The organism is Pseudomonas sp. RL_105y_Pfl2_101 (assembly GCF_963970585.1).
Lineage (GTDB): Bacteria > Pseudomonadota > Gammaproteobacteria > Pseudomonadales > Pseudomonadaceae > Aquipseudomonas.
In genome coordinates, this window is sequence record NZ_CAXAPG010000001.1 from 1 (window position 1) to 13,037 (window position 13,037).

Genomic DNA, 13,037 nt, shown 5'->3' on the forward strand with positions numbered 1-13,037 from the left:
CACTGCTCTATCCGCTCCTTCCGGACTTCGATGACCTGAAGCCCAACACTTTCGAAACCTACTTAACTCATTGAATCTCAAGGAGTTTTCCGTTTCGACTGCGCCGGAAGTGGGGCGAATTATAGACGTCCAGAATCTGCCGTCAACACCTATTTTCATAACTCTGTCACATCAGTCAAAAGGCCCCGCAAACACAGAGGCCGGCGCCCAAGGGCGCTGGCCTCTCCACTTACCGGTTACAAGCTGGGGAACGCAAACTGCGAAGCCTCATGGCTCGCGCGCTGCGGCCAACGCTGGGTAATGGCTTTGCGACGGGTATAGAAACGCACGCCGTCCGGGCCGTAGGCGTGCAGGTCACCGAACAGCGAGCGTTTCCAGCCGCCAAAGCTGTGATATGCAACCGGCACCGGCAATGGAACGTTGACGCCCACCATGCCGACTTCGATCTCATCGCAGAACAACCGCGCCGCCTCGCCATCGCGAGTAAAGATGCAGGTGCCGTTGCCATACTCGTGATCGTTGATCAGTTGCATCGCCTCTTCCAGGCTATTGACCCGGACGATGCACAGTACCGGCCCAAAAATCTCCTCCTTATAGATACGCATCTCAGGTGTCACGCGATCAAACAGGCAGCCACCCAGGAAGAAACCTTCCTCATGCCCGGTCACACTCAAGCCACGCCCGTCGACCACCAGCGAAGCACCCGCCGCCACACCGTCTTCTATATAACCACTGACCTTGTCCCGATGCTGACCCGTCACCAACGGCCCCATGTCCAGCCCACAGGATGTACCTGCACCAATCTTCAACGCCTTGATCTGCGGAACCAGCTTGGACACCAGCGCATCTGCCACCTGGTCGCCGACACACACCGCCACCGAAATCGCCATGCAGCGTTCACCGCACGAACCGTACGCCGCGCCCATCAGTGCGCTGACGGCATTGTCCAGGTCGGCATCCGGCATCAGCACCGCATGGTTCTTTGCCCCACCCAGCGCCTGGACGCGTTTGCCGCGCCGAGTACCCTCGGCATAGATGTACTCGGCAATCGGTGTCGACCCCACAAAACTCAGCGCCTTCACTTCCGGCGCTTCGATCAGTGCGTCCACCGCAGCCTTGTCGCCGTGCACCACGCTCAATACGCCCTTGGGCAAACCGGCTTCCAACAACAACTGGGCGATCAGCAGCGTCGAACTCGGGTCACGCTCGGACGGCTTGAGAATAAAGCAGTTACCGCAGACGATCGCCAGCGGATACATCCACAGCGGCACCATCGCCGGAAAGTTGAACGGCGTGATACCGGCCACCACCCCCAAAGGCTGGAAGTCTGACCAGGCGTCGATGTTCGGTCCTACGTTACGGCTGTATTCGCCTTTCAGAATTTCTGGTGCTGCACAGGCGAACTCGACGTTTTCGATGCCGCGCTTGAGCTCACCGGCCGCGTCTTCCAAAGTCTTGCCGTGTTCTTCACTGATCAACTGTGCGATGCGCGACTCGTTCTGCTCCAGCAACTGCTTGAAACGAAACATTACCTGCGCGCGCTTGGCCGCCGGTGTATTGCGCCAGGCCGGGAAAGCCGCCCTAGCGGCATCAATGGCCTGCTGGATGGTCGCGCGATCAGCCAACGGCACTTTATGGATGGCCTGGCCAGTGGACGGATTGAACACATCGGCGGTGCGAGCGCTGTCACTCAGCAGTTCGCCACTGATCAAATGCGGGATGAGGCTCATGGGGGACTCCAGAATTATCCACAGGCGCCCGTGACCGGACGCCCGTTATCGAAAGCTATATAGAAGGACGTATCAGTCGAGCTTGTTCAGCACTTCACCGACCGCATCGAACAGGCGATCCAGATCCTGCGGCTTGCTGTTGAACGTTGGCCCGAACTGCAGGGTGTCGCCACCGAACCGCACATAGAACCCGGCTTTCCACAACGCCATGCCGGCCTCGAACGGACGCACGATTGCATCGCCGTCGCGCCCGGCGATCTGGATCGCGCCGGCCAGGCCATAGTTGCGAATGTCGATGACGTTTTTCGCGCCCTTCAAGCCGTGCAATGCATTCTCGAAATGCGGGGCGATCTCGGCCACGCTCTGTACCAGGTTCTCCTTCTGCAGCAGGTCCAGCGCCGCCAGGCCAGCCGCGCAGGCCACCGGGTGCGCCGAGTAGGTATAGCCGTGGGGAAATTCCACCGCGTACTCGGGCGTCGGCTGGTTCATGAACGTCTGGTAGATCTCGGAGCTGGCAATCACCGCCCCCATGGGGATTGCGCCATTGGTGACTTGTTTGGCGATGCACATCAGGTCCGGCGTCACACCAAAGCTGTCGGCACCGAACATCGAACCGGTACGGCCGAAACCGGTGATCACTTCGTCAAACACCAAGAGAATGCTGTGCTGGTTGCAGATTTCCCGCAGGCGCTGGAGGTAACCCTCCGGCGGCACCAGCACGCCAGCCGAGCCAGCCATCGGTTCGACGAAGACCGCAGCGATGTTGGAAGCATCGTGCAGCTCGATCAGCTTCAACAGCTCATCGGCCAAAGCGATACCCCCTTCTTTCGGCATGCCACGGGAATAGGCATTGCTGGCCAGCAAGGTGTGGGGCAAGTGGTCGACGTCCATCATGGCTTGGCCGAACATTTTGCGGTTGCCGTTGACACCGCCGAGGCTGGTGCCGGCGATGTTCACGCCGTGATAGCCACGGGCACGACCAATCATCTTGGTCTTGGTCGCCTGCCCCTTGAGACGCCAGTAGGCGCGGACCATCTTCACCGCGGTATCGGCGCACTCGGAGCCGGAATCGGTAAAGAACACATGATTGAGATTGCCCGGGGTCAGGCTGGTGATTTTTTCCGCCAGTTGGAACGACAGCGGATGGCCGTACTGGAACCCCGGCGAGTAATCAAGGGTGCCCAGTTGCTTGGCGACCGCTTCCTGGATTTCCTTGCGCGTGTGCCCGGCGCCGCATGTCCACAGGCCCGACAGCGAGTCGTACACCTTGCGCCCCTTGTCATCCACCAGCCAACTGCCTTCGGCAGCGACGATCAGGCGCGGATCGCGCTGGAAATTGCGGTTGGCGGTGTAAGGCATCCAATGGGCATCCAGCTTGAGCTGGCTGGCCAGGGAACCGGCAGCGTGTTCGGGCATGTTCATCGACAAAACCTCGCAGGTCATAAGCGACAGGGAATCGAAAGCGTTCTTGCAGCTAAGTTGCCACGGCGATAAAGTCGGTGAAATCCAACTTTTGTAACCTTCAGTCGGTGAATCACTAAACTATGAGCGTTCGTCGCCCCGATCCATTGGCCCAGGTCAGCGACTTTGATATTCGCCTGCTGCGCATTTTCCGCAGCGTGGTGGAATGTGGTGGATTTTCCGCCGCTGAAACCGTGCTTGGCATTGGCCGCTCGGCCATCAGCCAGCAGATGAGCGACCTCGAGCAACGTCTCGGCCTGCGTCTGTGCCAGCGTGGGCGCGCGGGCTTTTCCCTGACCGAGGAAGGTCGCGAGGTGTATCAATCGGCGTTGCAGTTATTGAGCGCACTGGAAAGCTTTCGCACCGAGGTCAACGGCTTGCACCAGCACTTGCGCGGTGAATTGACCATTGGCCTGACCGATAACCTGGTCACCCTGCCCCACATGCGCATCACCCACGCCTTGGCGCAATTGAAAGAACGCGGGCCCGACGTGCAGATCCAGATTCGCATGATCGCCCCCAACGAAGTTGAGCAAGGCGTGCTCGATGGGCGCCTGCATGTCGGCGTAGTCCCCCAGGCCAGCGTCCTGTCTGGGCTCGAATATCAACCGCTATACAGTGAACGATCACTGTTGTATTGCGCGGTTGGGCATCCGCTGTTTTATGTGGACGATCAGCAACTCGACGACACCCGCCTCAACAGCCAGGACGCCATCGCCCCCACTTTCCGCCTGCCTGCCGAGATCCAAGCCCACTACCAGGCACTCAACTGCACTGCCAGCGCATCGGACCGCGAAGGCATGGCGTTCCTGATCCTCACCGGACGCTACATCGGTTACCTGCCCGATCATTACGCCAGCCTCTGGGTCCAGCAAGGTCGGTTGCGCGCCTTGAAGCCCTTCGCACGTTTCTATGACCTGAGCCTGGCGTCGGTCACGCGCAAGGGTCGCCGACCTCACCTGGTGCTGGAGAGCTTTCTCGAAAGCCTGGCGGCAACCCGATGACTTCCTCTCCCACAGGGGGCAAGCGGTCGCCATCGAGATGGCTTTTAGTGTGATGGCACTTGTCGGATTGATGCCGGTGCGCTATCAACGCATTTGCTTGCCCACAGACCCAGCCCGGAAACGCCCATGACCTTTGAAGTTCCTGCCCACGGTGGCAAACCCACCAGCCGCATTCGTCAAAAGAATGAAGAGACGATCCTCAAGGCTGCCGAAGATGAATTCGCTCGTCACGGGTTCAAAGGCACCAGCATGAATGCCATCGCCCTGAAGGCCGGGCTGCCCAAGGCGAACCTGCATTACTACTTCACCAATAAACTCGGGTTGTACGTGGCGGTGCTGAGCAACATCATCGAGTTGTGGGACAGCACCTTCAATACCCTCACCGCCGAGGATGATCCGGCCGAAGCCTTGACCCGCTATATCCGCGCCAAGATGGAGTTCTCTCGTCGCCAGCCCCAGGCATCGCGACTGTTTGCCATGGAGGTGATCAGCGGTGGCGAATGCCTGAGCGAGTATTTCAACCAGGATTATCGCGCCTGGTTCAATGGTCGGGCGGCCGTATTCCAAGCCTGGATCGATACCGGCAAGATGGACCCGATCGACCCGGTGCACCTGATTTTCCTGTTGTGGGGCAGTACCCAGCATTACGCCGACTTCGCCACCCAAATCTGTCGCGTGACCGGTCGCAGCAAGTTGACCAAGCAGGACATGATCGAGGCTGGCGACAACCTGATCCGCATCATTCTCAAGGGCTGCGGCCTGACACCAGTCCTCTGAGATCGCCATGCCTTTTACCCTTGCCGGCTTTTGCGAATACCGCGAAGAAATTCGCAAAAGCCGCTTCATCACATTCGCCGCGCCCATCACCAGCCCCGCCGATGCCCAGGCTTTTATCGACCAGCACAGCGACCTGAATGCCTCGCACAATTGCTGGGCCTGGAAACTCGGCGACCAATACCGCAGCAACGACGATGGCGAGCCGGGAGGCACCGCCGGGCGGCCGATCCTGGCCGCGATCGAAGCACAAGCCTGCGACCAGGTCGCGGTGTTGGTGATCCGCTGGTACGGCGGAATTCAACTGGGCACGGGCGGTCTGGCCCGGGCTTATGGCGGCGGCGCGAACAAATGCCTGCAAAACGTCGAAAAAATCGAATTGATCAGTCGCGTGGCGCTGCGCTGTTCCTGCGGGTTCGCCGAACTGGCCCTGGTGAAGCTGCGCGTCGCCGAATGCGGCGGGTTGGTCAATGAAGAATGCTTTACCGCCAATGGCGTAGACCTTCAACTGGCCGTGGGTCAAGCGCAGATCGAAACATTGCAAACGCACCTGGCCGACCTGAGCCGTGGACGGATTCTGCTGGCACGTTGAGATCAGCCTGCGACCTTTCAGGGCGCCCCGCAATCGTTCAACTTGCCCACATCCACTGTGCACCCGACTGTGGATAACCTGAGCACATCCCTCTGTAACCCTTCTGTCATGCGGGTTCCAGAGAGTTGCTCATTTTTCAGCCAAAATCCCGCCGAACCGACAAATCCATCCACAAAACAAACGCTTGCGGCGGTTTATCACCTTTAGAAGAAAGCCGGGCAATGCTTATGCCCACGTTTCCGGCTTGCACACAATAACTGTGGAGCAACCTGTGGATAAGCCGTTTATGGCTCCTGCCACCCCAAGAAGGGCATGGCTCGCAGCCGCTTGCTCAATTTTTGACCACCCACTTCAGGGCAAACCGATGCCTGCGCAAAACTTGCGCGCTCCAAGTCGGTGCAGAGTTTACCTACGGCAACTGCCCAGGCTACATGCAGAGGGCCTTGGCAACGGGGGTTGCGACAATTTCCTGACCTGATGGCCAGAAAATTGCTTTATCCACAGGCATTCCTGTCCACCGGCCCGAGCCTGTCATGTCCAACCCCGACCCCATCGCCCGCCTGCAATTGCGCAACATCAGCAAACGCTACCCCGGTTGCCTGGCCAACAACGCCATCGACCTGAGCATCCAACCTGGCGAGATCCACGCCCTGCTCGGGGAAAACGGTGCAGGTAAAAGTACCTTGATGAAGATTATCTACGGCGTCACCCCTGCCGATTCGGGGGACGTGGTCTGGCAAGGCCAACGCGTCAACCTGCGCAACCCGGCCCAGGCCCGCAGCCTGGGAATCGGCATGGTGTTCCAGCATTTCTCGCTGTTCGAAACCCTCACCGTTGCGCAAAACATTGCCTTGGCAATGGGTGCGGCAGCCGGTACGCCTGCGCAGCTGGAACCCCGGATCCGCGAGGTTTCCCGGCGCTACGGCATGGCGCTGGAGCCGCAGCGGCGGGTCCACAGCCTGTCGATTGGCGAGCGGCAGCGGGTGGAGATCATTCGCTGCCTGATGCAGGACATTCGCCTGCTGATTCTCGATGAACCGACCTCGGTGCTCACCCCCGCGGAAGCCGAAGAACTGTTCGTGACCCTGCGCCGCCTGGCGAGCGAGGGCTGCAGCATCTTGTTTATCAGCCACAAGCTCGGGGAAGTGCGAGCGTTGTGCCACAGCGCCACGGTGCTGCGCGGCGGACGGGTGTCGGGGCATTGCACCCCGGCGCGCTGCTCGGACCGAGAGCTGGCGCAACTGATGGTTGGCGACGCAGCCGGACTGATCACGGACTACCCCAAGGTCTGCGCAGACAAAGCCTTTCTGCAAATCAATAAGCTGTCATGGCACAACCCGGACCCGTTCGGCTGCTCGTTGCGTGACATTGACCTTGAAGTCTGCGGCGGCGAAATCGTCGGCATCGCCGGGGTGGCGGGCAATGGTCAGGACGAATGGCTGGCGTTGCTCAGCGGAGAAACTCAGCTTCTCCGCCAGCAAGGCGAAACAATCCGATTCGACGGGCAACCCGTCGCGCACCTGCGCCCCGACGCCCGTCGCCGGCTCGGGCTGGCATTTGTCCCCGCCGAGCGCCTGGGCCATGGCGCCGTGCCGCAATTGAGCCTGGCAGATAACGCTCTGCTCAGTGCCTTCCAACAGGGCCTGGTCAGCCATGGGCTGATTCGACGCCGCAAGGTTGAACACTTGGCCGAGGCGATCATCCGGCGCTTTGGCGTGAAGACACCCGACACCAAAACTCCGGCACGCAGCCTTTCGGGGGGCAACTTGCAGAAATTCATTCTCGGCCGGGAAATCCTGCAACAGCCGAAGCTGCTGGTGGCCGCTCACCCAACCTGGGGGGTGGACGTCGGCGCGGCGGCGACCATCCATCGTGCCCTGATTGCCCTGCGCGATGCAGGCGCGGCAATTCTGGTGATCTCCGAAGACCTCGACGAACTGTTCCAGATCAGCGACCGCCTCGGCGCCTTGTGCGGCGGGCGTCTGTCGGCCTTGAGGCCCACCGTCGAGACCCGGCTCAGCGACGTCGGCGGCTGGATGGCCGGCCAGTTCGACGCCCCTCAATCCCCAGGCCCCGCGCCGGTTTAAACGGAGTTCTACATGCTGCTCTCTCTCGAACCTCGCGGCCAGCAATCGCGCCTGATGCTCTGGTGCTCGCCGCTACTGGCCGCCGTGCTGACCCTGACTTGTGGCTCGCTGCTGTTTATCGCCTTGGGGCACGACCCGCTACAAACGCTGTACACCTTGTTGATCGCCCCGATCAGCGATCTGTACGGCGTGTCCGAGTGGCTGGTCAAGACCTTGCCGATCCTGCTGTGTGCCCTCGGCCTGGCAGTGGCCTATCAGGCGCGCATTTGGAACATCGGCGCTGAAGGCCAACTGCTGCTGGGCGCCCTGGCTGGCAGTGCCTTGGCGGTGAACATCATCGACATGCACAGCCGCTGGGCACTGGTGCTGATCCTGCTGACCGGCACCCTGGCCGGTGCCGCCTGGGCCGGGCTTACGGCGTGGCTGCGCACGCACTTCAATGCCAATGAGATCCTCACCAGCATCATGCTCAACTACATCGCCCTGAACCTGCTGCTGTTTTGCGTTCACGGGCCGTTGAAAGACCCGGCGGGGTTCAACTTCCCGGAGTCGGCGATGTTCGGCGAGGCCAGTCGTCTGCCGTTGCTGCTGGAGGATGGCCGGGTCCATGCCGGGCTGTATTTCGCTCTACTGGCGCTGGTGGCGGTGTGGGTGTTGCTGCAGAAAAGCTTCGTCGGCTTTCAGATCAAGGTGCTGGGCCTCGACGCCCGCGCCGCCGGTTTCGCCGGTTTTCGCCAGAAACCGTTGGTGTGGCTGGCGTTGTTGATCAGTGGGGCACTGGCCGGGCTGGCCGGCGTCTGCGAAGTGACCGGGCCGATCGGCCAACTGGTGCCGCAGGTGTCGCCGGGCTACGGCTATGCAGCAATTACCGTGGCGTTCCTGGGTCGCCTCAATCCCATTGGCATTCTGTTTGCCAGCCTGTTGATGGCATTGCTGTACATCGGCGGCGAAAGCGCGCAGATGTCGCTGAACCTTCCCCAGGCAATCACCCAACTGTTCCAGGGGATGATGCTGTTTTTCCTGTTGGCCTGCGACGTGCTGATTCTGTACCGGCCGCGCCTGAACCTGCGCTGGGCCCGGCGCACCCGGACCACCCCCGTACAGGCAGGAGCGCTGTGATGGATATCGACCTGTTGAGCAATGTTTTTTACGCCATGGTCCGTTGCGGTACGCCGTTGCTGCTGGTGGCCCTGGGTGAATTGGTCTGCGAAAAAAGCGGCGTCCTCAACCTGGGCCAGGAAGGCATGATGCTGTTCGGCGCGGTGATCGGTTTTATCGTCGCGTTCAACAGTGGCAACCTCTGGCTCGGCGTGCTGCTGGCGATGGCCGCCGGGATGCTGTTATCGGCCTTGTTCGCGCTGGTGTCGCTGGCGTTCAACGCCAATCAGGTCGCCACCGGGCTGGCGTTGACGATTTTTGGAGTGGGCCTGTCGAGCTTCGTCGGGGCGGCCTGGGTCGGCAAACCGCTGGCGGGCTTCGAGCCGCTGGCCATTCCCTACCTGAGTGACATCCCGTTGATCGGGCGGATGCTGTTTGCCCAGGATCTGCTGGTTTACCTGTCCTTCGCGCTTTTTGCACTGGTGGCGTGGACGATCATGAAAAGCCGCGCCGGGTTGATCATCCAGGCCGTTGGCGAGAACCCCGATGCCGCCAGCGCCATGGGCCTGCCGGTGTTGCGGGTGCGGACCCTGGCGGTACTGTTTGGCGGCGCCATGGCCGGCTTGGCCGGCGCGTATCTGTCGCTGGCCTACACGCCGATGTGGGCCGAGAACATGAGCGCCGGGCGCGGCTGGATTGCCCTGGCGCTGGTGGTGTTCGCCAGTTGGCGGGTGTGGCGCCTGCTGCTGGGCGCCTACCTGTTCGGCCTCGCCAGCATCCTGCACCTGGTAGCCCAGGGGCTGGGCCTGGCGATTCCATCGAGTTTGCTGGCGATGCTGCCGTATGCCGCGACCATTGTGGTGCTGGTGCTGTTGTCCCGGGACGCCGTGCGCACCCGGCTGTATGCGCCGGTGTCGCTGGGGCAGCCTTGGCAAGCAGGGCATTGAGATAGACCACGGCGCGCCTATCGCGGGCAAGCCTTGCTCCCACCGTTTTGCATGAACGCCACAGACTTTCAGTGACCTGTGGGAGCAAGGCTTGCCCGCGATGAGTCCCGAACAGGCAACACCTGAACCAAGCCCCACACCACCTCGAAAAACAGGAAAACCCACAACACCGCACTGGCCCCATGAAGCAGCGCATACAACTGCCAGGTCGCAAACAAAAACCGCCCCGCCGCGTCATAACGCCCATACAGCGGCTGCGGATCCCGAATCCGCAGCACCGACCACACACAGACAATCGAGCCCAGCAGATTCACCATCAGCACATGCGCCGGTGCAAACGGCGGCAACTCTCCAGGCAGGTCGAATAGCTGAGTCATGCTCACCAACATGCCATGCAGCGCCGCAAAGCTCCACGGCGTGGCCAGCGCTGCCGACACGATCAGGTCATACCAGGCGCTGCCAAGCACCACCCGGCGATATTGCATTGAAGTCCACATACACCTTGCTCCAGATAATCGGGGAGCAAAGAAGCTAAAGCCTGGGGTATGCTCCAAGGTCAAGTCCTCTGGAGTTCCACAATGCGCATCGGTGAATTAGCCCAGGCCTGTGCCGTCAGTCGAGACACGCTGCGCTTCTACGAGCAACGTGGCCTGATCGCAGCGACGCGCAGCGCCAATGGCTATCGCGACTACCCCGCCGACGTGGTCCAACTGGTGCTCTATATCAAGACAGCTCAGCGCCTGGGCTTTACCCTGGGCGAGATTGGCGCCAGCGTCGCCGCCCTGTGGAACGCCCCCGACCCGGACTGCGCCGTGACGCAATTGCTACAAGACAAACTGAACCTGATCGAAACCCGCATGACCGAACTCGATGCGTTGCGTCACGAGCTGAAACAACGGCTCGGGCAACGCTGTCCATTAAATCCATGACCTTTTTCTTTCAAGGATGCCCCTCATGAATTCGGCAAGAAACGCATTGATCATCGGCGCCTCTCGGGGCCTGGGCCTTGGTCTGGTGAAGACGCTGCTCAGCGATGGCTGGAACGTGACCGCCACCGTGCGCAACCCGCAGAACGCAGAGGCTTTGAAGGCGCTGGGCCCGGTGCGGATCGAAAAACTCGACATGGACGACCAGCAAGCGGTCATCGCCCTGAGCCAACAGCTCAAGGGCGATACCTTCGACCTGCTGTTCGTCAATGCTGGCGTCAAGGGCCCGGAAAACCAGAACCCGGGTGGCGCGACGCTGGCCGAAGTCGGCCAGTTGTTCTTCACCAACGCCGTGGCCCCGATCAACCTGGCCCAACGCTTTGTCGGCCAGATCCGCGACGGCAGCGGCGTACTGGCGTTCATGAGTTCGGTGCTGGGCAGCGTGACCATGCCCGATGCGCCGGAACTGGCGCTGTACAAGGCCAGCAAGGCGGCGCTCAACTCCATGACCAATAGCTTTGTCAGCCAACTGGGTGAGCAAGCGCCGACAGTGCTGTCGCTGCACCCCGGTTGGGTGAAGACCGACATGGGTGGTGAAGGAGCGGACATCGATGTCGAGACCAGCACCCGCGGGCTGATCGACCAAGTGAATGCCTTCGCCGGCAAGGGTGGGCATCACTTCGTCAACTATCGGGGCGAGACGATTCCCTGGTAAACACCGCCATTCCCTTGTGGGAGCGAGCCTGCTCGCGATAGCAGACTCACATTCAGTATTTATAGTGGCTGATCCACCGCATCGCGAGCAGGCTCGCTCCCACATTTGGATCTCAGTCTGATACTGGAAATGTGTCCGGCAACCTGAGTAAACTCCGACCCTCGCCCCTAAGGCGACCCTGGATCAGCAGACAGGGCATCACTGAGCTGGCTAACCTGAACCCACTTTCAGAGGAGCCGGCCACCATGCCTGCGACCCGTACCTGGTTAAAAAATCCCCTCGCCATTTTCACGGCCAACGACCTTGATGCCCGTGGCGGCCTCGTCCTGCAGGACGGTGTGATCGTCGAACGGCTGAGTGCCGGCCAGCAACCCGCCCAGCCTTGTGACCACATTTTCGACGCGCGCGAACATGTGATCCTGCCTGGGTTGATCAACACCCATCATCACTTCTACCAGACCCTGACCCGTGCCTGGGCGCCGGTGGTGAACCAGCCGTTGTTCCCCTGGCTGAAGACCCTCTACCCAGTGTGGGCGCGACTGACCCCGGAAAAACTCGCGCTGGCCAGCAAAGTGGCCTTGGCCGAGTTGCTGCTGTCAGGCTGCACCACCGCGGCCGACCACCATTACCTGTTTCCAGAAGGCCTGGAAAATGCCATCGACGTGCAGGTGCAGAGTGTCCGTGAACTGGGTATGCGCGCGATGTTGACCCGCGGCTCCATGAGCCTGGGCGAAGCCGACGGTGGCTTGCCGCCACAGCAGACCGTGCAGCAGGGCCAGGTGATTCTCGACGACAGCCAGCGCTTGATAAGCCAATACCACGAGCGCGGCGAGGGCGCGCAGATCCAGATTGCCCTGGCGCCTTGCTCACCGTTCTCGGTCACGCCCCAGATCATGAGCGCCAGCGCCGAGCTGGCGGAGAAGCTCGATGTACGCCTGCACACGCACCTGGCCGAAACACTCGATGAAGAAGCGTTTTGCCTGCAACGCTTTGGTCTGCGCACCGTGGATTACCTGGACAGCGTCGGCTGGCTTGGCCCGCGCACCTGGCTGGCCCACGGCATTCATTTCAACCCGGATGAAATCGCCCGTCTCGGCGCTGCCGGCACCGGCATCTGTCACTGCCCAAGTTCGAACATGCGCCTGGCCTCGGGCATTTGCCCGACCCTGGACCTGACCGCCGCCGGCGCCCCCGTAGGCCTGGGGGTAGACGGCTCGGCGTCCAACGATGCCTCGAACATGATCCTCGAAACCCGCCAGGCGCTGTACATCCAACGCCTGCGCTACGGCGCGCAAGCGATCACGCCGGAGCGCGTCCTGGGCTGGGCGACCCGGGGGTCGGCGCAACTGCTCGGCCGCAGCGACATCGGTGAGTTGGCGGTGGGCAAGCAAGCCGACCTGGCACTGTTCAAGCTCGATGAGCTGCGCTTTTCCGGCAGCCACGACCCGGTCTCGGCGCTGCTGTTGTGCGGCGCGGATCGGGCGGATCGGGTGATGATCGGTGGGCAATGGCGGGTCATCGACGGGCAGGTCGAGGGGTTGGACTTGAAGGGTTTAATTGCTGACCACCGCCAGGCGGCGCGCGAATTGATCGCCGGCACCTGACCCAACGCCATCGCGGGCAAGCCTTGCTCCCACAGCTCTCGCGGCGAGGCTGCCCTCATAAACACCCACCCTTCACTGTGGGAGCAAGGCTGCCCGCGA

At 61.4% G+C, this 13,037-nt stretch carries 12 protein-coding genes; 9 read left to right on the forward strand and 3 right to left on the reverse strand.

Annotated elements, in window-relative coordinates; translation table 11 throughout:
* Positions 1 to 236 precede the first annotated feature (236 nt).
* Positions 237 to 1,730: a CoA-acylating methylmalonate-semialdehyde dehydrogenase gene (locus AACY31_RS00005; RefSeq protein ID WP_339478599.1), complete on the reverse strand. Its 1,494-nt coding sequence runs from the start codon at positions 1,728 to 1,730 to the stop codon at positions 237 to 239.
* A gap of 72 nt (positions 1,731 to 1,802) precedes the next feature.
* A complete protein-coding gene (locus AACY31_RS00010; protein WP_339493100.1) occupies positions 1,803 to 3,152 on the reverse strand; it encodes an aspartate aminotransferase family protein in 1,350 nt (449 codons plus the stop codon).
* A gap of 122 nt (positions 3,153 to 3,274) precedes the next feature.
* Between AACY31_RS00010 and AACY31_RS00015 the strand changes: the two genes are divergently transcribed.
* The 6 genes from AACY31_RS00015 to AACY31_RS00040 all read left to right on the forward strand — a co-directional run bounded on the left by AACY31_RS00015 (position 3,275) and on the right by AACY31_RS00040 (position 9,693).
* On the forward strand, positions 3,275 to 4,195 hold the full coding sequence (locus tag AACY31_RS00015; protein WP_339478595.1) for a LysR family transcriptional regulator: 921 nt from the start codon (positions 3,275 to 3,277) through the stop codon (positions 4,193 to 4,195).
* A 126-nt stretch (positions 4,196 to 4,321) separates the two neighbouring features.
* A complete protein-coding gene (locus AACY31_RS00020) occupies positions 4,322 to 4,972 on the forward strand; it encodes a TetR/AcrR family transcriptional regulator (protein WP_339503611.1) in 651 nt (216 codons plus the stop codon).
* Positions 4,973 to 4,979: 7 nt separating this feature from the next.
* The gene (locus tag AACY31_RS00025; protein ID WP_339478593.1) at positions 4,980 to 5,561 is read left to right on the forward strand and encodes an IMPACT family protein; all 582 of its coding nucleotides are present in this window, start codon (positions 4,980 to 4,982) and stop codon (positions 5,559 to 5,561) included.
* A 533-nt stretch (positions 5,562 to 6,094) separates the two neighbouring features.
* Positions 6,095 to 7,648, forward strand: coding sequence for an ABC transporter ATP-binding protein (locus AACY31_RS00030; protein ID WP_339503613.1), 1,554 nt, complete (start codon positions 6,095 to 6,097; stop codon positions 7,646 to 7,648).
* 12 nt (positions 7,649 to 7,660) lie between these two features.
* A complete protein-coding gene (locus AACY31_RS00035) occupies positions 7,661 to 8,767 on the forward strand; it encodes an ABC transporter permease (RefSeq protein ID WP_339478590.1) in 1,107 nt (368 codons plus the stop codon).
* Positions 8,767 to 9,693: an ABC transporter permease gene (locus AACY31_RS00040; protein ID WP_339478589.1), complete on the forward strand. Its 927-nt coding sequence runs from the start codon at positions 8,767 to 8,769 to the stop codon at positions 9,691 to 9,693. The genes AACY31_RS00035 and AACY31_RS00040 overlap by 1 nt, the downstream gene beginning before the upstream one ends.
* A gap of 68 nt (positions 9,694 to 9,761) precedes the next feature.
* Here the strand turns inward: AACY31_RS00040 and AACY31_RS00045 are convergent, their stop codons facing one another.
* Positions 9,762 to 10,190, reverse strand: coding sequence for a hypothetical protein (locus tag AACY31_RS00045; RefSeq protein ID WP_339478588.1), 429 nt, complete (start codon positions 10,188 to 10,190; stop codon positions 9,762 to 9,764).
* Between the two features lie 81 nt (positions 10,191 to 10,271).
* Here AACY31_RS00045 and AACY31_RS00050 point away from each other — a divergent pair, with 81 nt between their 5' ends.
* The 3 genes from AACY31_RS00050 (at position 10,272) to AACY31_RS00060 (ending at position 12,938) form a co-directional block, all read left to right on the forward strand.
* Positions 10,272 to 10,622 carry a MerR family transcriptional regulator gene (locus AACY31_RS00050; RefSeq protein WP_053118143.1) on the forward strand — a complete coding sequence of 117 codons (351 nt, stop codon included), beginning with the start codon at positions 10,272 to 10,274 and terminating at the stop codon, positions 10,620 to 10,622.
* A 25-nt stretch (positions 10,623 to 10,647) separates the two neighbouring features.
* Positions 10,648 to 11,334 (forward strand): SDR family oxidoreductase, encoded by a 687-nt coding sequence (locus tag AACY31_RS00055; protein ID WP_339478585.1) that lies wholly within the window; start codon positions 10,648 to 10,650, stop codon positions 11,332 to 11,334.
* A 245-nt stretch (positions 11,335 to 11,579) separates the two neighbouring features.
* The gene (locus AACY31_RS00060) at positions 11,580 to 12,938 is read left to right on the forward strand and encodes an 8-oxoguanine deaminase (RefSeq protein WP_339478583.1); all 1,359 of its coding nucleotides are present in this window, start codon (positions 11,580 to 11,582) and stop codon (positions 12,936 to 12,938) included.
* The last annotated feature ends 99 nt before the right edge of the window (positions 12,939 to 13,037 follow it).